The sequence below is a fragment of the Leptospiraceae bacterium genome, assembly GCA_024233835.1.
Classification (GTDB): domain Bacteria; phylum Spirochaetota; class Leptospiria; order Leptospirales; family Leptospiraceae; genus JACKPC01.
On the sequence record JACKPC010000001.1, the window covers coordinates 1,178,780 to 1,200,043 of the forward strand.

At 35.8% G+C, this 21,264-nt stretch carries 19 protein-coding genes; 6 read left to right on the top strand and 13 right to left on the bottom strand.

Annotated elements, in window-relative coordinates; genetic code table 11:
• The first annotated feature begins 5 nt into the window (after positions 1–5).
• The 4 genes from H7A25_05430 to H7A25_05445 are packed head-to-tail and all read left to right on the top strand — an operon-like array spanning position 6 to position 2,521.
• A complete protein-coding gene (locus tag H7A25_05430) occupies positions 6–782 on the top strand; it encodes an enoyl-CoA hydratase/isomerase family protein (protein ID MCP5499322.1) in 777 nt (258 codons plus the stop codon).
• Entirely contained in the window at positions 782–1,300 is a 519-nt protein-coding gene (locus H7A25_05435) for a dCTP deaminase (protein ID MCP5499323.1), read from the top strand. The genes H7A25_05430 and H7A25_05435 overlap by 1 nt, the downstream gene beginning before the upstream one ends.
• Positions 1,301–1,307: 7 nt before the next feature.
• The gene (locus H7A25_05440; GenBank protein ID MCP5499324.1) at positions 1,308–1,772 is read left to right on the top strand and encodes a DUF2147 domain-containing protein; all 465 of its coding nucleotides are present in this window, start codon (positions 1,308–1,310) and stop codon (positions 1,770–1,772) included.
• A complete protein-coding gene (locus tag H7A25_05445) occupies positions 1,769–2,521 on the top strand; it encodes a TlyA family RNA methyltransferase (GenBank protein ID MCP5499325.1) in 753 nt (250 codons plus the stop codon). Before H7A25_05440 ends, H7A25_05445 begins: the two co-directional genes overlap by 4 nt.
• Positions 2,522–2,618: 97 nt before the next feature.
• Here H7A25_05445 and H7A25_05450 read toward each other — a convergent pair whose 3' ends face one another.
• Positions 2,619–2,798: a hypothetical protein gene (locus tag H7A25_05450; protein MCP5499326.1), complete on the bottom strand. Its 180-nt coding sequence runs from the start codon at positions 2,796–2,798 to the stop codon at positions 2,619–2,621.
• Positions 2,799–2,981: 183 nt separating this feature from the next.
• Here H7A25_05450 and H7A25_05455 point away from each other — a divergent pair, with 183 nt between their 5' ends.
• Positions 2,982–3,230, top strand: coding sequence for a transposase domain-containing protein (locus H7A25_05455; protein MCP5499327.1), 249 nt, complete (start codon positions 2,982–2,984; stop codon positions 3,228–3,230).
• Between the two features lie 148 nt (positions 3,231–3,378).
• Here H7A25_05455 and H7A25_05460 read toward each other — a convergent pair whose 3' ends face one another.
• From H7A25_05460 to H7A25_05505, 10 genes are all read right to left on the bottom strand, one after another.
• The gene (locus H7A25_05460; GenBank protein MCP5499328.1) at positions 3,379–4,347 is read right to left on the bottom strand and encodes a hypothetical protein; all 969 of its coding nucleotides are present in this window, start codon (positions 4,345–4,347) and stop codon (positions 3,379–3,381) included.
• Positions 4,348–4,349: 2 nt separating this feature from the next.
• Complete coding sequence (locus H7A25_05465; GenBank protein ID MCP5499329.1) at positions 4,350–5,501, bottom strand: DUF3696 domain-containing protein; 1,152 nt, start codon at positions 5,499–5,501, stop codon at positions 4,350–4,352.
• Entirely contained in the window at positions 5,498–6,577 is a 1,080-nt protein-coding gene (locus H7A25_05470; protein ID MCP5499330.1) for a DUF262 domain-containing protein, read from the bottom strand. The genes H7A25_05465 and H7A25_05470 overlap by 4 nt, the downstream gene beginning before the upstream one ends.
• A 58-nt stretch (positions 6,578–6,635) precedes the next feature.
• A complete protein-coding gene (locus tag H7A25_05475; protein MCP5499331.1) occupies positions 6,636–8,255 on the bottom strand; it encodes a TIGR04141 family sporadically distributed protein in 1,620 nt (539 codons plus the stop codon).
• A 14-nt stretch (positions 8,256–8,269) separates the two neighbouring features.
• Complete coding sequence (locus H7A25_05480; protein MCP5499332.1) at positions 8,270–13,225, bottom strand: DEAD/DEAH box helicase; 4,956 nt, start codon at positions 13,223–13,225, stop codon at positions 8,270–8,272.
• 171 nt (positions 13,226–13,396) lie between these two features.
• Positions 13,397–13,660, bottom strand: coding sequence for a hypothetical protein (locus H7A25_05485; protein MCP5499333.1), 264 nt, complete (start codon positions 13,658–13,660; stop codon positions 13,397–13,399).
• Between the two features lie 282 nt (positions 13,661–13,942).
• A complete protein-coding gene (locus H7A25_05490) occupies positions 13,943–14,899 on the bottom strand; it encodes a PD-(D/E)XK nuclease family transposase (GenBank protein ID MCP5499334.1) in 957 nt (318 codons plus the stop codon).
• 513 nt (positions 14,900–15,412) lie between these two features.
• Positions 15,413–16,033, bottom strand: a complete 621-nt coding sequence (locus H7A25_05495; protein MCP5499335.1) for a 2OG-Fe(II) oxygenase — start codon at positions 16,031–16,033, stop codon at positions 15,413–15,415.
• A gap of 49 nt (positions 16,034–16,082) precedes the next feature.
• Positions 16,083–17,390, bottom strand: a complete 1,308-nt coding sequence (rmuC, locus tag H7A25_05500) for a DNA recombination protein RmuC (GenBank protein MCP5499336.1) — start codon at positions 17,388–17,390, stop codon at positions 16,083–16,085.
• Positions 17,390–18,595: a hypothetical protein gene (locus H7A25_05505; protein MCP5499337.1), complete on the bottom strand. Its 1,206-nt coding sequence runs from the start codon at positions 18,593–18,595 to the stop codon at positions 17,390–17,392. The genes rmuC and H7A25_05505 overlap by 1 nt, the downstream gene beginning before the upstream one ends.
• Positions 18,596–18,778: 183 nt before the next feature.
• On the opposite strand from H7A25_05505, the gene H7A25_05510 reads away from it, so the two are divergent.
• Entirely contained in the window at positions 18,779–18,961 is a 183-nt protein-coding gene (locus tag H7A25_05510) for a hypothetical protein (protein ID MCP5499338.1), read from the top strand.
• A gap of 168 nt (positions 18,962–19,129) precedes the next feature.
• Here the strand turns inward: H7A25_05510 and H7A25_05515 are convergent, their stop codons facing one another.
• Together H7A25_05515 and H7A25_05520 are read right to left on the bottom strand one after the other, a co-directional pair.
• Positions 19,130–20,506, bottom strand: a complete 1,377-nt coding sequence (locus H7A25_05515) for an adenylate/guanylate cyclase domain-containing protein (GenBank protein ID MCP5499339.1) — start codon at positions 20,504–20,506, stop codon at positions 19,130–19,132.
• 100 nt (positions 20,507–20,606) lie between these two features.
• Positions 20,607–21,239 (bottom strand): ankyrin repeat domain-containing protein, encoded by a 633-nt coding sequence (locus H7A25_05520; protein ID MCP5499340.1) that lies wholly within the window; start codon positions 21,237–21,239, stop codon positions 20,607–20,609.
• Positions 21,240–21,264: the final 25 nt, after the last annotated feature.

The window sequence follows — 21,264 nt, forward strand, 5'->3', positions numbered from 1 at the left end:
TAACTATGCCCGTTATTTTAAAAAAAATCCAGAACAATCACGTAGAGCTAAGATTTAACCGGCCTGAACTGAGAAACGCCATCAGCCGGGACTTATTAAACGAATTTCAATCCGCTCTTCTCGAACTCAAAAGTAGGGAGGAAATCCGTTCTTTAGTCCTTACCGGCGAGGGCGACAGGGCTTTTTGTGCCGGTGCCGACCTGAAAGAGAGAAAGCAGATGTCTCCGGAAGAGGTACGAAGCTTTTTGCGTGATTTTCGAGACAGTCTCGGACTTTTAGAATCTTTACCCTTCCCAACTATAGCCGTTTTAAATGGGGATGCATTCGGAGGGGGTTTGGAGATTGCCCTGGCCTGTGATATACGACTCGCAGTAGAACACGCTATAATGGCTTTACCCGAAACAAAATTAGGAATCATTCCCGGTGCCGGGGGAACCCAGAGGCTTGCAAGGCTTATTGGCCTGTCAGGGGCAAAAGACATGATTTTCACAGGTAGATTTTTAAATGCAGGAGAAGGAAAAGAATACGGAGTAATTAACCGGGTTTTATCCTCAGCCAATACGGAGAAAGAGCTGGAATCATACCTATCCGGGATTTATGAGGCAGCTCCTCTTTCTTTAAAGTTTGCTAAAAAAGCTATAGAAATAGGTTTTGAGACCTCCCTGGAGAAGGGTCTGGATATAGAAAAAGAGTTTTATGAGAAAACTCTCGGGACAAAAGATAGACTGGAAGGTCTCGAGGCCTTTGCCGAAAAGCGAAAACCGGTTTACAGGGGAGAATAATGATACTCACAGGAAATGAAATAAAAGACAGGCTAAATAAAGATATTTTCATCCAGCCTTATGATGAAAAACTTCTGAATCCCAATTCGTATAACCTTCGTTTATACGAGGAATTAATGGTTTATACCCAGACTCCACTCGACATGAAAAAACCCAACCCGACGAAACTCCTTAAAATTCCGGCGGAAGGTTTGATTCTGGAACCGGGACGACTTTATCTCGGAAGAACCCTTGAATATACAGAAACTCATAATTTAGTTCCCATGCTGGAAGGTCGTTCTTCTATCGGCAGACTCGGCATGTTTGTACATATTACTGCCGGTTTTGGAGATGTCGGTTTTAAGGGTTTTTGGACCTTAGAAATATCCGTTATTCAGCCCCTTATTATTTATCCCGGCATTCCTATCTGCCAGATTTTTTATCACACCGTTACCGGCAATATTACTGAATACGATTCCGGAAAATACCAGGGAAATACAGGAATCCAGCCTTCTTATTTGTATAAGGATTTTGAGTGAAAGATAGATGCGAGTTTTTTTTCGTCATCTGAAGAAACCGGCTCGATTGCTCTCTTTCTGCATTATCTTTGTTTCTATTTTCCCCTTTCCGCTTTTCTCCAAATCTCCCTCGATTCTTGGTTTTTGGAGGACGATAGATGAAAAAGGAAATCAAAAATCTATAGTAAAAATTTTCCAACAGAACGGAAAACTCTACGGTAAAATCGTAGGACTCACGGAACCCTACGACAAAGATGGAAAACAAAAAGTCTGTACGAAATGCAAAGGTGAGGAGAAAAATATGCCTCTTATTGGTCTTACCATTATCAAAGGTTTAAGACATAATGGCGAAGCCTATGTGGGAGGAACCATTCTCGATCCCATTTTCGGAGAAGAATATGATTGTCGGCTCAAAATGAAAGGGGAAAACCTCGAAGTCTACGGTTTCATCTACTCGAATCTTGTAGCTCGAATGCAAATTTGGATAAGATAAAAAAGAAAAAATTAAAAGATCTCTTATTAGAAAGAGGTCTCTGTGATAACGAACAAAAAGCACGTTCTTTGATTCTCTCCGGTTCGGTACTGGTGAATGAAATAAAGGTGAACGGTGAAAACCGCTTATTTAAAGAGGACGTCCAAATTCGTCTACTTCATGTAATTCCGGAATACGTCAGCCGTGGTGCCTATAAACTCTTAGGGGGTTTTGAAGCGTTTCCGGTGAATGTCCAGGATAAAATTTGCCTTGACCTGGGAGCTTCCACAGGTGGCTTTACGGAAATCCTCTTAGCTAATGGTGCAAGAAAAGTTTATGCTTTTGACGTGGGTTACGGACAACTGGCCGGAAAATTACGAAACGATCCGAGAGTAGTGGTTCATGATAGATTCCATATAAAGAATCTGAGTCTTTCCTGTCTGGACGAGAAAGATATATCCGAGCTTTTCATAGTAATGGATTTAAGTTTTATTTCCCTGAAACGAGTATTTCCAACTATTCAAAATCTTAAATTAGAATATTCGGAATTACTAATGGAAGGAATCAGCCTTTTAAAACCTCAATTTGAATGCAAGGGACAGGAATTAGAAAAAGGTATTGTAAGAGATCCCCGTGTTCACTTTAAAGTCATACGGAAAATCTGGCGGTTTTTAAAGAACCATGCAGGTGTGCGGCATCTTCAAATTGCCGATTCCCCGATACGGGGAAATTCCGGGAACCGGGAGTTTTTACTTTATTGGAAAATGTAAACCCTTGTCGACCTATGAGTGGAGATTTGGTAAGAATAGGCCACCGAATCTTCTCTCGTTGGCACAGCAGCTACTCTATTGTACAACTAAGTCTAAATCAAACTTCAAGAGCATCTTTTAAATACTCCTGCAAACGCCCGGTATTTTTATTATTCTTTTTTCTTATAGTAGGGTCTATAATTTGTAAAAGCCAGTCTGATTTTTGACCGCTATAGTGTTCTATTAATCTTTTTTCGACAGCGGCAGGTTGCCAGACAGAAAGTCTTTCCAGTCCCATACACTCTTCTATTGTTGCTTTTCTTCTATTGCCACTTTGGACAATTTCAAAGACTTCCGGATTTAGAGTATCCTGAGCAAAGCGGGGTGGCTCTATTAGTAGCGATTCTTCCAGAGGAATTTTTCCAATTTTTGTAACCCTCCGGTAAACCCACCTTCACAAGCTCCAGGAAGTGTGCTACGCTTGGAGCATGAAAACATCACCAAACTGGGAAGAAAGAATTGGCAATTTTCCTATTCTCCCAGTGGTGCAAGGGCAAGTGCAATTTATTATACTCTGATTGAAAATGCAAAACTATGCGGTCTGGATCCTTACCAATATCTTAAAATCGTTTTTGATGAGATAGTGAGAAATCCCAATTTCGATCCGAAAGATTTGACTCCTCAGGCTATCGCAAAAAAACTAAAAGAAGACTCAGCAGCTACAACTTAAATTCTACCTCCGGGGCCCGGTGCAACCGGGGGGTGGGTTCATGATACGCTTACTTTTTCCATATCATTTAAACGGGAATAAAACGGATGGAAAGTATATTTGGCTACCTAAACCAATCTCGGTAGCTAATGTTTCTTTGTTATATAAATTATGCTTTTGTAATTTTTTCTCCTATATATACAATGTAGATTTGTTTATTCCCTTCATCATCTTCAATTCTATCCGGCCAGGTAAAGTGGATTCGGTATTGATCATTAAAAGCTCTCGCTTTTCCGTGCCAGGGGCAGAAAACTTGAGTTCCATTAATATCAAAAGTTAATCCAGTTTGAAACTTATTTTTATTTGTTTGTGACTCATCTGAAAAATCTGCTTTTTCTCCCTGAAAATATTGTTTTATGATTTCAAGTCCTCTTTGGTTTAATCCACCCAGAAAATCAAAACAAGAAGATAGTTCATTTAAAATTGATAATAGGCTGGATAATTTTTTCATTAATGCTGAATTGAAAGGAAACTTTTTAATAGGCTCAAATGTATTTTCAGTATATTTTACTTCTGTATTATGTTGTTTCATTTGACTTTCCCATTTTTCCCAGGAGTCAGGTTGAACTTCAGGGTAAGCGATTTTTACCTGAGGTAAGTTCCAATAATTTTCTATATTTATTTTAGAACTTTTAGTGCTATTTAGATGATGGGTAACTTCGATAGGTGTAAAATTATATTTTGAAGGTTTAAAAGATACCGTAGAGGAATCAATACCATCCTCATTTTTAAAAGCTACCTGTGCCAATGAAAAATCTGTAATAATGCCAGAAATATTATCTTCATAATATTCATCAGGGTTGTGAATAGGAGGATTAGATTCCCAAAAATGACCGGATTTTTGTAGCCAATTTAAAATTACTCTTTTAAAGTTTTTGTCATTATAAGCTGAAATTGCTTGTAAAAAATTCATTGAATTTGAAATTTGCCTGTTTTGTAATTTTAAACTAATGTATACAGCAAAACTATGATTTCTTAAATAAGAGTTCATATTGTATAGATTTCTTAAACTTATAATAAAATCATTTTCATTAGAAAATTGACCGTGTAAAGAAAGTTCATTGATATAAAAGTCCATATCTATTCTCCCCAATCAGTAAAGTATTCAAGATCTTTATCAAACTGGTCAAAAAAGCCTTCCGGCCAAAAATCTAAATTTCCTTTTTGATCTACAGAAGGGTTTGTAATTTCTGCATTTCCTTCTTCATTGGTTTGGAAAAAATAAAACAGCACATCTTGAGCTTTAATTTTTTCCTGTTTTAAGGCTTTTCTCACTCCGTTTAGTACATGATCGCTATGTGTCTCAAAGATAACTTGAATTCCTGCTGATGCAATTATTGCGAGAAAATAGCCTACCATAGATTGTCCTTCAGGATGGAGATGTGATTCAGGATTTTGAATTAGGACTACATTTTTTTCTTTCTGTCCGATGCAAGCGGTAATGATAGGTAGTAGGTGTGTAATCCCAAAACCAACATTTTGCGGTCGATGAAACCTGCTGGTTCGGTTGGTTCGGATTCCCATAGTAACCACATTCGCATCATTTACAACATTGATCTGCATTTCAAATCCCGGAAAAAAATCATTCATCCAGCCTTCTACCTGACGAATCAACTTATTATCATATTCTTTTTTTTGTATCTTTGTTGAAATCTTTTCATTTCCAAATTCATGTAAATACCATGGAGTATACTCACCCATAGAACCGATTGTTTTAGTCGAAGTTGTTGGATATGAATAAACTTCTCTGGGACCTATTCTTTCAGCAGATAAAAAAAATAAGTTTCTCAATTTTTCTAATATATTAGAATCATCTTTATATTTTTCTATAGGTAAAAGATAAGAAAGCAAATCATTAGACTTATACCTATATTGAATATTATTGGAATGAGCTTCTTTCAATTGGAAAAAGGGTTTATTCTTTTCATCAGGTATATCAAATTTCCAATGGATAAACTTATCATCTTTTGTTTCAATCTTTATTCCAATTTCATTTCTTCCATAAATATCATTCACAATACTACCGGCAGTTCCTAAAGAAACATTTCTACCTTCTAAGAGTAATCGGTCGTTTGATCTATCATCAAGAAATGTTTGGTTTAATAAAGCCAAAGATTGCAGAATAGAAGACTTTCCGGAAGAGTTTAAACCTGATATTAACGTAAGTGGTGCAAATGGCACTTTTACATTTTTAAAACATTTAAAATATTCCAGCTCTAAAGAACTTATCATAAATACTCCTTGTAGGCTTCTTCTACTATTTTAAATCTGGTAGTAATATTTTTGGTACTATTTGTAGATATGGTAATTGTATTTACGAATTCTTGATTTTCCATTAACTGATAAAATATTTTTCTTAAACTCTCTTCTCTTCCGGAAATTTTATCTTTTTGAATTTTCGTAAATAGTATTGAGAATACATCAAAAAGAGCAACGTTAATTGGATTTTTTCTATTCTCTCCTTCTATGCGTTTACGAAAAGTAAACTGTCCGAAAACCTTATAATTTAATTCCATACTAATTTTAAATATAGATGAAAGTTTTTCTTGCTCTTTTGGATTTTCAAAAAGAGTATTAAGATGATCTAACGTTTCCGCTAAAAAGGAATCCATATCTCCTTTATATTTTTCTATTCCAAAAATATAGAAACCAGCAAACCGATTTACAATTTCCCTGTCCCTCATTGTTTTAGGATTGATACTTTGACCTGTAGCTTTTTGAAAGACTTCCGTTTTTACCTGTTCTCTTAACCATTGGGTAGCAGAACCTACATAAATACAGTTTCTCATCTGTTGTCTTGTTAATGGTTCTCCACTGTTTACCCTTTCAAAAATATCCAACTGGGCTTTTGGAGGAACTTTGGAATCTATTAAGTAGATAATTAAATTTGTATCTTCTATCCTGTTTTGAAAGATAGGAGATAGGTCTTTAAAGAATTTACCATTTAATTCAGGTCGATGTTCTAAACCTATTAATTTGAATTCATTATTCAAATATTGTTCAAATGTTGTAAGTCTCTGCAAACCATCAACGATAGCAGTGGTTCCGTCGATTTTTTCAGCAAGATAAAAAACAGGTAATGGAATTCTTAGTAAAGTAGATTCGATTAGTTTACTTTGCTTTTTCTGATCCCAGACAAAATCTCTCTGGTAATCAGGAATCGTTAGGTATTGACCACTTTTTATTCTTCTAACAATTTCAAAAACACTACGTGATTCCTGACGGATTAAAAAGCTATCAATAGGATAATCGCTTTTCTCATCCGGGTTCTCTTCCGGTTCTTCATACTTGTTTTCATCTATTTGCATATTTTACTCTCTTATTATTTCTCTCTATTTTTCAAATTTTAAACCGAATATAATTGAATTAAATATTTATCCTTTTTGTAAATTTTATAATTGGATTAAAACCATATTCAATAACTTTTTGGTTCCAAAACTCTAAAGCCAGTAGTATTTGTATTGAGTTTATTTCTAAAATTTCATTAAATTCGTGACCTTCATCTACAATAAACCATAATCCAATATTCTTAACATCGTAGGAATTATCTAAAATATTATCCTGTACAATAAACTCTAATGCTATTTTTGATTGTTCAATATTGTATATTATTTTTTCTTTTTCATCTCTTTTAAAAAATTTAACTGACCATATCGTGTTATCTTTATATAAGTCTGCAACTTCTAATCTATAGTTACGTCTGACTTGGAGTAAAGATTCTATTTGTGTTAGTTCTCTGTCCATAAGTATATAGCCATTTCTAACTTGTGAACCATTAAAGTAATACTCCCTATAGGTTATTCTATCACCTATGTAACCTGGAGCATTAATTTGTCTTTCTTTTTCTTGCTTCCATTGTAGGTAATTTTGTTCATTAAAATCATTTTGTTCTCTTTCAAGTGTAATGTTATTAATTGACCTTTTAAGATATTCCATGAAAGTATTATTAAATTTTAACCACTCTCCTTCTTTTAAAAAGTAGTTTACACCATCAATATCCATAAAACAATCTAAAACTTCCTTGATGGGAATAGTAAACCCTCTACTTTCATTAGTGAATAGTTTTAACTTTACTTTATCTATATCATAGTTTTCATCAATAGAATTTAAAAAATCTCGAACATGTCTAATCGTAAGTTCTCCTTCTATTACTTCTCTTATATAACGATTATCCTGACGTCTATAGCTAAGTTGAAATTTGGATGAAAGATAATTAAAGCAAAAATACACTCCATAAACAGTAAACTCTTCAATAATTGTTTGTAAATTTTCATTTAATATCTGTTCGAGAAGATTATTATTTAATTCATTTATAATATCTTCCTCTATTACTTTTTCTAATTTTGGGATTTCAATAGTTGGTTGATTTTCTAATTGCTCTTCAATATTATTTAAAAGCTCAGTTAAGCCAAGAGGGTTAAGGTTACTAGTAATTTGTATTGAATCTGCGAATATGATATTACTTTCTCCCCACTGCTCTATATCAGCAGATTTCATTTTTAAATGTTCTATTGACTCCCCTGGTTTATAGTTCCCTAAACTGAATTCATTATAAGAAGTAATTTCTTGACGCTTACCTCCTACGAAGTACCTGCTTTTTTTTAATACCATTGTTTCTTCAGAAGCTATCCTGACAGCAACATTAATGCCAAAATTTCTTTCAATATATTTATTAATGTAAAAATGTGCTTTTCCAAGACTAACTATATATATATTCTCATTGTTTTCGTCTTCTATCTTTGAGATCAGTAGTAGAGCAAAATAAGATTTTGTTTCAGGTATTTCTACATCTTCTTCAAAAAATTCTACAAATGTTTCATACCATGATAATGGCTTACTATGTGGAGTAACAGAATAGTAAAATTCAAATGAATATCCTTCATTTTCTCTTGTCTGTTGTAACTCCATACCAACACTTTCTATTTTTTCAATCAGATCATCTTTACAGCCTTGTTTTAATTTATAAATATTATAATTATTAGACATAATTCTCCCCCTCCTCACACCAGCATCTCCGGTAGTACGTTCACAATCTTCATTGTTTCCAGACTAACTGTAATCACCCGCTGGAATAGTTCCAGTGGATATTTGGGGTTGTTCTCTGTCTCTATGCCCCAGAGGTTTGCGTCGTTGGTGATGCCGCTTGCTTTGTCGGTTTTAACGCAGTAGCGTTCGACAATCCAGTCAAGTGCGGGTTTGCCATTGACAATGTAGTCGTAGGCTTCAAGAGGAATTTCACTCAGGCTGATGTATTCGTTGTAGATTAACCTGGTTCTGTCTTCTTTCTTACCGGTTTTACCATATTTCATCTGGGTTACATAATAATGCTCCGGCTTGAGGGCCAAAGCTCGCAGACCTTTGGCTACATGAATGGAAACCGGATACGGTTTGACCGTTTCATAACCAATATGCAGTTTCGCTAAATCCCTACCGGCTTTTGAGAAAGCTTGGAAATCCTCGATTCTTTTCACACAGGGAATGCGGGGTAATTCTTTGGAAAGGTTGTCGGCATATTTCTCGCGGTAAGTGGGAGAATGCAGGAGTCCGTAGATGTAATAGAAAATATCCTCTTTGCTGATTTTCTCTTTGGGATAAGCTTTCTGAAAATGAGCTAGACCCTCGTCGGTGATTGCATAACGCTTATTAGATTTAGAAGAAGATTTAGAGAACAAATTATCTTCCTTAGCTTCTGCTTTGTCGTAGAGGTAGAGAGGAAAGCCCTGTCCACCGGAATGTTGCATATTCAAATCAGGAATTGTATCGACCATTACAACAGAAAAATCTTTGCCACTATTTCCCAAACCACTCATGTACATCACTAAATTCTCCGAATCTGCTTCGGGAAAGATTTGTGGCATTTGGTAGACCATATCATTAAATATTCTTGAGTAATACATATTTTGTTTAAAAAAAGGTCTGTAATATGATTTCACCAAACTGCTTTTTTCATAATTTCGTTTATTAAATTTAGCTAAATCATTTTTAGTGCTCCGCACCCAACTAAGTTTTGTAGTGTTGGTATTTATAAAATCATCGACTTTTGGGTATTTATCTTTTTGCTTTCCTTTACAGGCTTTGCTATACCTATCTACTTCTGAATTATAGAAATCTATCATTTCTTTTACAGAATGTATTAACTCTTTTTGAGAAGAATTATAAACCCAGGGATCGCGATTGGTTTTAACACCTGCTGAATAATTCTCAAATAATACTGTTTGTGTTTTATCTTTTTTATTCCCAAGAGAAATGTATTCATAAAAGCTATCGTCTCTCTGGTTGAGCCAGTCGTTGTATTTATCGGGTGTGATTTTTTTCCATAGCTTTTGCTTTGTGATTCCTTCTATGCTTTGCAGATCTTTGATTTTATCCAGCTTTTCTTGCTGGCTAAGATAGTCGCCTATGTCATGGAGATAGATATTTCCTTGTTTTTTAGCCTTCGGATTTTTAACTAAGATTGTGATAGCAATAGGAGTGCGAGTACCCTGTCCAAATACATTGTCCTTTTCTTTTCTTCTTAATTCTCCTGATGTTCTGGCATTGCCCCTTAAATGAAATATATAGATACTACTAAACTCATCCTGCAAACATTTTCTTACTCCACTCATGGCATTTGATTCAGTAAATCCTGCATTGGTGATAAAGCCCATGACTCCGCCATTGTTGCCGATTCTATCACTTGCCCAGCGGATAGCACGGATGTAGGAATCATAGAGTGCGTTTTTGTTTGTGGAAGTAGAATGTCTTACATAAGTCTCTTCTATCCTCGCATCTAATGCCGGGTATTTGATGTTCTGGTTGTTGTCATTAGCACTGCTCTGCCCTGCTGAGTATGGTGGATTGCAGATGATTACTTTTATCGGTAAAGACTTTTGTCTTTTTCTCCTTTCGCTATTATCCACCAGAACCCGACTGATTAGATCCTCTTTCTCATACAACTGAAAAGTATCGGTTAGTAGTATGCCTTCAAAGGGAATGTAATCGTCCTGCAAGCTATGCAAGCTGGAAGCTTGCGATACAATGTCGTGGTAGGTGGCTTCGATGTTGATAGCTGCTATGTAATAGGCGAGGAGAACTATCTCATTCGCGTGAATCTGGTTTTTATATTTCTTCTTTAGTTCCGCAGGGCTGATTAACCCGCTTTGCATTAACCTTGTAATAAAAGTTCCTGTGCCTGTGAACGGATCCAGAATATGCACCTTATCCGAACCGAGAGTTTGGCCAAATTCCTGTTTTAAAACATCATTCACACTGTGGATGATAAAGTCTACCGCCTCTACCGGAGTATAAACAATGCCCAGTCTATCCGTCAATCGTGGAAAAGCATTACGAAAAAATTTATCATACAGTTCTAATATAATCTTTTGTTTGCCTTCTGCATTGTCTATTCCTTCCGCACGAAGTTTCACAGAAGCATAAAAACGTTCGAGAGTGTCCGCTTCTTTTTGAATATTATGCTTTTCTAATTGCTTTAACACCTTATCCATTGCCATAGAAACCGGATTCTGTTTGGCAAACTCATAACTGCTAAAGAGAGCATCAAAGACCGGTTTGGTGATAAGATGTTGAGCCAGCATTTCTACGACTTCATCACGGCTGATACTATCATTCAAATCATCCCGCAATTCTTCTACAAACTCATCAAAGGCTTTTATCTCTTTCGTATTTTCCTTCTTACCAATAATCGTTTTGATTCTTGTAATATGAGTATTGGCAATTCTGGCAATATCATTTGCCCAATCTTCCCAGTGGTGACGATTTCCACATTTCTCAACTACTCTGGCATAGATCGCAATTTCAATTTCACCAATATCAAACTTTAAAGTTTGCTGTTTGTCTTCTTTTGCAGTAGAAACTGAAGACTTTGTTTTCCCCAGATTGTCTTTACCTCTGGCTATATTTTGCTTGTCTGAACTGCTTTTTGTTTTCTTACCTATCTTATCTGTTACCGCAATGACTTCCATCTTGCTTTTATCAGGGCCAACCAGTTCCATTTTGTTGATCATAGCATCAAAACGGTCATCATGAGAACGAAGAGCCTGTAAAACCTGCCAGACGACTTTATAGGTCTTGTTGTCATTAAGAGCCTCATGCGGTTGTACACCAGAAGGAATCACTACAGGCAAAATCACATAACCCTTATTTTTACCGGGTGACTTACGCATAACTCGACCCACCGATTGTACAACATCCACCTGAGAACTACGGGGAGTTAAGAATAAAACAGCATCCAGAGCCGGTACATCCACACCTTCAGAAAGACAGCGGACATTGCTTAGTATACGACATGTGTTGTCATCGCTACTTTCTTTAAGCCATTGAATTCTGGACTCTTTTTCTGTAGCATTCATACTTCCATCCACATGCTCGGCTATACAATTTAAACCATTGGGAAAAGGATCTTTTTCTTTATAGGCTTCTACAACTTCCTGAAACATTCCTGCAATAGTTTTGGAACTGACCTTATGAGTTCTGGCATTTTTATTATATTCAATAACCTGACAGAAGGCGACTGCTCGCTTCATTGGCTCTGCATCATCAAGAAGCTCATCATTTGCTCCCTGTTTATTCAATGCTTTCCAGCAGCCAATGATTTTTGCAGCATCGTCAACTTTTATATTATTGTCTTCATCCGCCAAAAGGGTCTGTAATCTATGGCTGATATGGGCTTCGTCCACAGCAAGAACAATCACTTTATAGTCCACGAGAAGATCCTGACTTACAGCATCAGAAAAAGTTAAGACATAAAGTTGTTTGCCATAAATGCTTTCATCATCCATTGAACAGAGAGTTACATTTTCTCTTTCAGCACTGACTTTAGCAATGTCAGCATAAATTCGAGGAGTGGCTGTCATATATAAGCGTTTGGCAGCTTTGATATATTTTGCATCGTGGATTTTTACAAAATTACTTTCATCCTGATCGGCAAAGGTTGCACCGGTTGTTCTATGGGCTTCATCACAAATAACCAGATCAAACTCACCTAACTTATGCTTCCTCTGAGCTTCATGAATTACATCTATAGAATGATAGGTAGAGAAGACTACACTCATGTGCTCACTGTCATGACGTTTCTTCATTTCAAAAGCCAGTCTGTCGGGATTAGTGTTGGCAGGATAGCGCAGTTCATGGGAAAATGTTTCGACTAATTCTTCGTTTTTCTTTCTTTTCTTACCAATTTCACTATCCGAACAAACTGCAAAGCTATGCAGCGGGACTTCACTTTCCTGTGTCCACTCTGTTAGAGTTTGGGATAATAACGCAAGACTCGGCACAAGAAACAAAACCCATTTACCTTTACCGGCTTCTTTTTCAGCAATTTTTAAACTGGTAAAAGTCTTACCTGTGCCGCAGGCCATAATAAGCTTGCCCCGATCTGAAGTTTTTAAACCTTCGATTACTGAATTTACTGCGAGTTTCTGATGGTTGCGCAGTTTCTTTTTTTCTTTTAAAACAGGCTTTTTATCTGGATGGAATTTTGTCCAATCAATCTGGCTACTCTTTAGATCATGAAGATCTATTTTTGTTACCGGTGGATTTTGTCCAATAAGGGCGTCTTCCGCATGTTCACTCCAATTATTTGTTGTAGCAATAATGATTCTATGCGTAAAGGGTTTCTTACCCGAAGCAGTAAAAAAGCTATCAATATCCGATTTTTGAACCCTGTGATTTTCTGCATAAAACTTGCATTGAATGGCATGATACTCTTCTGTGCCTTTTGTTTTTGCTACCAGATCAATACCTGTATCCATCCCGGAAATGCCGCTCTCCTTCGCCCAATCTGCATATTTCCAGACTTTTTCATAGAGATCACTATAGGTTGGCTCATATCGAAAATACGCAAGGGCCAGCTCTTCAAAATATGTTCCTTTTTCCCGTTCGGTTCTGGAAACAGTTCTATAATTGTGTAGAAGCACATCCAGATTGGAAGTATATAAGTTTGATGAATTTGAAGTCATTATAATAAGCCGATTCAACCTTTTGATTCACAAATTTAGAGTAATAAGATAGGATTTACAAATATCTTCATACTAAAAAATGCCATAATCTTTCAAAATCATAGCAAATAACAAATAAGTCCAAGCTGCAACTAAAAAAATAATCAGGAAGCTAAAAATGACGCAGGATACTTACAGAATTTTTTTAAGGGAAACAATCAAATCTTTTAAAATATGCAATAGTTTCGGATCTTTTCGGACTTCATTAAGAATGATTTCTTCTTCTTCACTAAGAGAATTGCTGCTTTTCACATCCAACATTTGTCCGGTTCCCTGTATTAGCCATTTAATGCTAAATCCATGCTCTTCATTTAGTTTAAGAATAACATCGATTGGGAGGTGTTTGGCTCTACCATTAATAATATCACTTAAAAACGTATGGAAGAAAACCCGCATCCCGGTTTTTCAAGGGAAGAAGTGGAAAGGGATCTGGAGGCATTACATGTTTAGCTTTCAGCGATCAGCACGCTCAAGGCTTAGCTATTAGTTTTTAGATATTAGGGATTAGTAATAGTTCCAGAGCTTGTTTTCCTTTTGGAAAGCCATACTTTCAAGCAAAACCACTAATTTTACGCTATCAGCTCTTAGATAGTTAAGCATCCCTTTTATAAGAAAAAGCTTATCTATCACAAAAGCTGATGGCTGTTTAGCTGATCGCTGACAGCTAAAACCAAACCTCTAATCCCTAAGCACTTTTTTGAAAAACTTTTCAAGATAGGCTTTCGGAAGTTCAGTCATTTCTGAAATGAAATCAAGAGAGGAACCTGCATGTTTCATTTTTATCGCGGTTCGGAGGGCTTTTTTATGCTCAGCTCTTTTTCTCTCTTTCTCAATTACTTTCTCTGCCAGCAGGCGTTCTTGTTCGATGCCCTGTTCCACTCCTTTTTTGAGTCCTTCATGGTAGGCATAATGCCTCATCGCCATAAAATCCCTTTCCGATTTCAGGCGCATCTCGTAATAAGCCCTGGTCTTATCGTCGAGGGATATATCTTTCAAAGCTTCTATCGCTTCTTCCATGACCGGGTTTCTTTCTTGCAACTCTTTCATCTCTTTTTCCTGCAAATGCTCGGCTTTTCCAAGGAAATACAACCAGTTTTCCAGCTCAGTATCGAGTTCCTCTACCTGTTTCAGAAATTTGGGTAGTTCTATTATATGGATTTCCAGATCTTTCGTCAAGGCTATTTCCGGATTCTCTTTTTCTAATAGCTGGAAAGTAGAATGAAAGTTGTCTATTTGCAGCAGGTTAAAATTCAAGAAAGAAACGGAATACACAGGTTGCAGCTGAACATATGTAGCTCCTTTTTTAATTTGCTGTGAATAGAGCTTAGCCCAGTAATACAATACCCTTTTTCCAAAATAATCCTGGGGGAAGCCCTGCATTTCTACTCCAAAATGCTCATTGCGTTTATTTACAGCATGTATATCCAGAATAGATAATTTATCATTCCGGGTGTTACCGGGTATTTCCGGATTGAGTATTTGTAGACTTTCGATCCTATTCCTTCCCTTAAATCCGAGAACAGCATCTAAGAGTTTTGCTAAGAGATTAGGTTTCTTTATGCAAAATATCTTAAATACAATATCACTATATAAGGGTAAAAGCCTGTTCTGTTTTTCCGTATCTTTCTGTTTCATTTTATGATCCCCTACTATAAAGGGTTTGAAAATGCACAAATGGAACAAAAAATTTTTATAGAAGGGAAGCCGAAACTGGACTTTTGGGATACTTTTTGAGATTTTTTTCAAAATAGCTTGTATCTGGCTACTTCTGACTTGCTCGAAGCTCGCTTCTGGCTTATTAACGTTTAGGGAAGAACAAAAAAATTATCAGTGGATATTTTCCCTAATTATTTAAAAAAAAGGAATATTCTAAATTCTTTATCTTCATTTTTTGTTTGATTCCTTTTTTAATAAAAACGAAATTATTTAAGAACAATAAAGTTCAATTAATATAAAAGGATATTTTATGAAAACTGTATATATGAAAATACTATATATTTCTGAACTTATAAATACCCACATATTAAAAAACATTCTGCGTTTTTTCGATGTCTTTGGTTCCGGTTCCTATAATTCTACGAATGGGAACAGGAAGAATAAAAGTGTAGATTTTATCTGTATTCCGGGAGCTTGTGTCCCTAACTCCTTTTACCTTACCTTGAACCAGGAAGTCAAACTATAGCGATTTACATAACAGACTGAAACTTCATGTTCTAGTTCCCGTGATAAAAATAAAACCAGAGTTCCGGGTGAAGGGGGAACCTCTATTATTGTTTCCTTATACTCTTTTTCTTTTTTATAAATTTTTAAAAGTCCTCCATGAAACTCTTCCCAAAATTTATTCAAATAAAGAACCGCTGTTAGCATACGTTTATTGGAGTTTAAAAAATTATCCAGATGTCGTAAGTAGAAACTTCCGGGTGGATAGATGGCATAATGCAGTTCTACCGAAAAAAGACCCATGAAGAAATACCGATTCACCCTTTCTTTAATTTCTTCTAATTTCTGCAAATAGAGTTTTTGAACGGGGCTAGGAGAGTTCTCTTCTATCCAATAGATTTTGTCTCCCCGAATGTCTTTTCGTAAATCCTGACCCCTTCCGATTCCGGCAGGTTTAAAACAGGCTCTTTTTTCTAATTCAGAAATTTCGTATCGAAACATCCTGACTTCTTCCGGACTTATGTAATTCTCAATAACACAGTAGGAATCTTGTTGCAGTTTCTCTAAGTGAGCAAGAAACGGATCCTCTTCGTATCTTTCGGTAAGCATATAATCCTAGGAATTAGGATTTTCTGCCTGATTTTGTGGCAAGTATAATTTAATCTTTCATAAGGGAGTCCGGTAAATTTTTTGAAGCTTTTGCTCCCAAATCCTTAATTTTTTCGGCACTACGAATCAAGTTACCCTGTCCTTCCGAAAGACGTTTGAGGGCTGAATCATAAGCTTTTTGCCCCTGTTCAAGGGAGGTTCCTATACGCTGTAAGTCTTCCACAAAATTTACAAATTTATCATATAGTAATCCACCCTGTTTGGCAATCTCTAATACGTTTTTAGACTGATTTTCCTGCTTCCAGATATTACTTATAATACGAAGAGTAGCAAGTAAAGTAGAGACGGTAACTATAACAACATTTTTTTCAAGTGCAAATTGATATAAATCCGAATTCTCTTTGAGTGCCAGACTAAAGGAAGGTTCTATGGGTATAAACATTAATACAAAGTCCGGTGATTGGATATTGTATAGACTTTGATAATTTTTTTTGCTAAGAGAGCTAATATGGTTTTTTATGGACTGTATATGTTCGGATAAATATTTTAGTCTTTCCGCATCCTCCTCCGTACTCATATATCTTTCATAAGCTAATAAGGAAAGTTTAGAATCTACAATAATAGAGCGGGAAGCGGGAAGATGGACAATGAAATCAGGTTGAAGCCTCTGGCCCGTTTCACTTTCCATACTTACCTGTTTGCTGAAATGTATTTCTCTCATGAGTCCGGAATTTTCAAAAACCTGTTCCAGAAGATACTCTCCCCAATCACCCCTGATCTTGCTATTCCCTTTGAGAGCAGCACTTAAATTAGCGGCTTCTTTGGCCAGGTTAAAGTTCAGGCTTTCCAGTTTACTGATCTGGGTCTTTAAAGAAACCGTTTCATGAAGTTGCTTTTCTCGATTTAAATCAATTTTCTTCTCAAAGCGTTCGAGCTTTTCTCCGAGGGGCTGTAAAATTGTAGCCAGGGTTTCTCCGGTTTTTTGATTTAATTGTAGAGAACTATCAAGTAAAACCTGGTTTGCTATATGTTTAAAATCCAGTTTTAATTTTTCTCTTATATTTTCTTTTTCCTCTTTTACTGAAATTAGCTGCTCTTTTAAAGAATTCGTTTCTGCTGTTTTATAAGCCAGATTTTGTGAATAACGATTTAATAATTCTTTATTCTTCTCTCCTTCTTCTTTACAATATCGCAGTTCTTTTTCGAGGTTTTCTATTTTTTCTTCTTTTATGATAAGCTCTGTTTTTTTTGATTCTAATTCTTCCAGGGATATAGTTTTATTTAGTTTTTTAGAAAGATACCAGACCGTAAGAAAAAAAAACGGAAACAGAAGACTTAAGAAAATATATCCTTCCATCAGGGAAATGCCTTTTTTGCATATTCATACAATCTAAAAGTGCCGGCGATGAGAATGTTTTCTTTTTCGTTTTGAAGAACCGTGACAAGATCGCTAAGTTGTATGTTCTGTAAGTTATAGAATCCCGGTATCTCTTTTTGAAAATCCGGACCCAGAACCAATTTGATTTCTTTTATTTTTTTATATTGTAATGCTTCTTCCAACATTGCTCTTCCATCCTTATCTTTCAGGCAGGCAAAATAAAACACCCAATCTTTTTGTGGATAGCGAAGGGATACTGAGTGTAAAAACATCTTTATCCCGGCGGGGTTGTGTCCTATATCAAAAATAACAGATGCGTCTTCTCGTAAGGTTTCAATTCGTCCGGGGGGAGGTATTAAGTTTTCTGAATAAGTTTTGTTTCTGCTTTCCGGTATTTTTTCCATTTTTAGTATTTTATTAAATGCAAAATAAGCTAACTTTTTATTATTATCGAGATAATCTCTGGAATTAACTAATCGATAGTAACTGGGTTCTACCCGATTATTCTTGCAGAACTTTTCCAATACAGGAAATATAGGGTCTGTTTTATCGATGGTATGAATAATATGCTTTGTATAATCGCTGATAATATTTAGTTTTTCGATTAGAATTTTTTCACGACTGCTACCTAAAATTTCCGTGTGATCTAAACCCACATTCGTAAGCACTACATAATCGGAAGATACTAATTTCGTTGCATCAAGTCTTCCGCCCAGTCCTGCCTCATAAACTTCTATATCGCATTTAGATTCATGAAAAAATAAAATACTCATCAGGGTTAAAAGCTCAAAATAAGAAAGTTCTCCTATTAAACTTTTTTCTTGCCTGGATAAATTTTTTAATTTGTTATCCAGCCAGTTTTCCGAAATGAATTCAGAATTTATTTGGATTCGTTCCAGATAAGATTCAAGGTGCGGAGAGGTATATAAGCCAACATTTTTAAATTTTCCCGACATAAGCGCCAGTTGGCTAATAAAATGAGAGGTTGAACCTTTTCCGTTTGTTCCTACAACCGAAATGCGGATTAACTTTTCTCGATTGATTTCGTCTCGATTTAGCTTAAAATAATCCAGAACCTCTTCGAGTTTCGTCAATGTGTAGTTTTGAAATGCATTAAAAAACCGGGTTTTTTCGAGGTTAGTAAGTTTCTGGAGGAAGCTCGTAAAAGAAGGATCTTCTGCCATGTAAGGTTTTTATTCCTATTTTTCGTTTTTATGGACAGGGTATTTTCAGGCCTTTTTCCTGAAATCATTTTTATTAAAAATTTTGTTCTGAATTTTTGCAAAAAAAATAAGAAGAGTAGAAAAAAATGCTTTACTAACTATACATATAATACGTATATATGTATATAGATAAAGGAGTGATGAATGTCAAAAGTTGATGATACTATATTTTTCATAACCAAAGATGATGCGAATGCTATCGCTACCCGCTTACTCGGCAGGCGGCTCAGCCGTCATGAGCTAAAAAGTGTTACAGAACGACTGGAAGAAGGTTTAAAGCAATGGGAAGAAATCTTACGTACTGCGGTTCTTTCAACGGTTAGCTAATTTTATTTCTACTTTAATCATGCCCTAATTTCGGGTCGATAGGATAGTTTTTTCCGGGACGAAAAGACAAGAGCTTTATCTATATCAGAAGATACTAAGTTCGTATTACGGGAAATAACTTTACTCCTATCGGCCTTTTTTTGAAAAATTCACTACTTTAACATATATTCAAATTGTAATGTTTTCTTCTTCAAAACCTAACACTTTATATTTTTCCATAAATTTTTCATTTGGTGTTTTTCCTCTTTTTGATAAAGAAAGATTTGGGTGTATGCCTTTTACAAAATACATTTCTATCCAGCCTTTGTTCTTTGCATATAGTTTACCTCTCGGTTCACATACAAAGAAATCTTTTACCAGCTCATAGGTAGAGTCAGAAATGTTAATTTCTCCACTCTCACCGGTCGATTCCATACGGCTGGCAGTATTTACCGTGTCTCCCCATACATCATAAGCGAATTTTTTTTGACCGATTACTCCTGCAACTAAAGGCCCAGAATGAATTCCAATTCTGAGTTCCCAAAAATTCTTCCCCTGTTTTATCCTGATTTTTTTTAATCTTCTGGAAAATTCGACAATCTTTAATGCCAGTAAAATACAATCTACCGCGTGACTTGGAGAGGGATTTGGGATTCCGGCAGCACACATATAGGCGTCACCTATAGTTTTTAATTTTTCGATTCCATATTCTTCAAGAATACTGTCTATTTTGCTAAAAAAATCATCAAGCTCACTGACCAGGTCTTCCGGACTAAGCTTTTGTGAGACACGGGTAAAACCAACAAAATCAGTAAACAAAACACTTGCATAATCATAACGTCTTGGTTTAGATCTCTTTCCTTCTTTTAATTCTATAGCCAGCTCTCTGGGTAAAATATTTAGAAGAAGTTCTTCTGACTTTTCCTGTTCGAATTGAAGGGCTTCTTCTGCCCGGAAGGTTTCTAAAAAGAATTGATAAGAGCAAATGGAAATGGTACTCAGGTTAAAAAGTATTGCTATAAAAAAAATGCTTCCATCAAAGATAGGAGGAAGAGGATACAGGGCACTGGTTTTGTAGTAGAAAAAAAAGATTAAACCTAAGAAAAAACTACTGATTAAAATTCCCGCTATAATAAAAAACTTATTCTCCCTATCCATCACAAAATATGGAAGGGGTAATAAGCTAAAGATGAGCATTTCAATTCTTGGACCGGGACCGGAATACAAACAAAGAATAACAATATAAATATGGGCAAGTATATAGGCCAAAATTTTAAAGATATGGGAAGGACTTTTGTTGTTGAATCTATACAGCAAGGCTAAAAAGAACATCAGAATACAGGATGTTAAGATATAGGCCAGAAGATGTTCTGTATACAGGATATTGAGATATAAATAGGCAATGAGTCCTATAACTAAACTTGCAAGAATGACAAGGACTAATTGTGAGATTCCAATGAATAAGAGTTTATTAAAGATAATCTCTCTCTTAGCCAGAACGGTATGATGTAAGTTCTGAATTTTTTCTGTAAAGACTAACTTTTTCCAGATCCTGCGTATTAACATAAAACTAAAATAAGATACAGAATCCCTGAAATAAAATCCAGCATAATTAATATCCCAAAGGAGTTTATGCCTGTATGGGTTTAGTAATTAGAGTAGAGGCTTAGAGTTTCGTGCTTTCTTCCAGTATCTTTAGAAGTTCTAAGTCCTCTATTTGCTTTGCCAGATCCAGAACGCTCAAACCCTTCTCATCCGGTATATCCGGATTGGCTCCTTTAACAAGCAGGCTTCTAATAATCCAGAAATAGTTTTCTTTTTCTCCGTGATGAATACTTTTTTTAATAAACTCGGGTAAAAGCTGTAAAGAGGGATTCGTCTTCAGAAAGTCTATAAAAAGGGATTCATGTAAACCCAGACAGGCCAGGTGTAAGGGAGTTTTCCCATCATCACCTTTTATATTGACCGAAACCCCGGCCTGTAAAAGCAAGCGCACAGAGGCGTATTCTCCATTCAAGCTCGCCCAGAAGATAGGAGTCCACCAGTTATAGGCCAGAGATTCTCTGTCTGCATTCTGTTTTAGAAGCCAATCAACCTGCCCCGTTTGACCTTTCAAGATACAGTAAGATAAAAGAGAAAGTCCGAAACTGTCTTCCTTTTCGTCTATTGCCTGTTTTAATTTTGGATTGGTTTTAACCTCGCAAAAACGAAGAAAGCTCTCTGTAGGTAAGGGACTTGTACTAAAATTTGAAAAAATGGTAAGAAACAGGAAAAATAAAATAAGAAACCCGACACGCACACAGAAAAGATGAAACCTTTTCCTC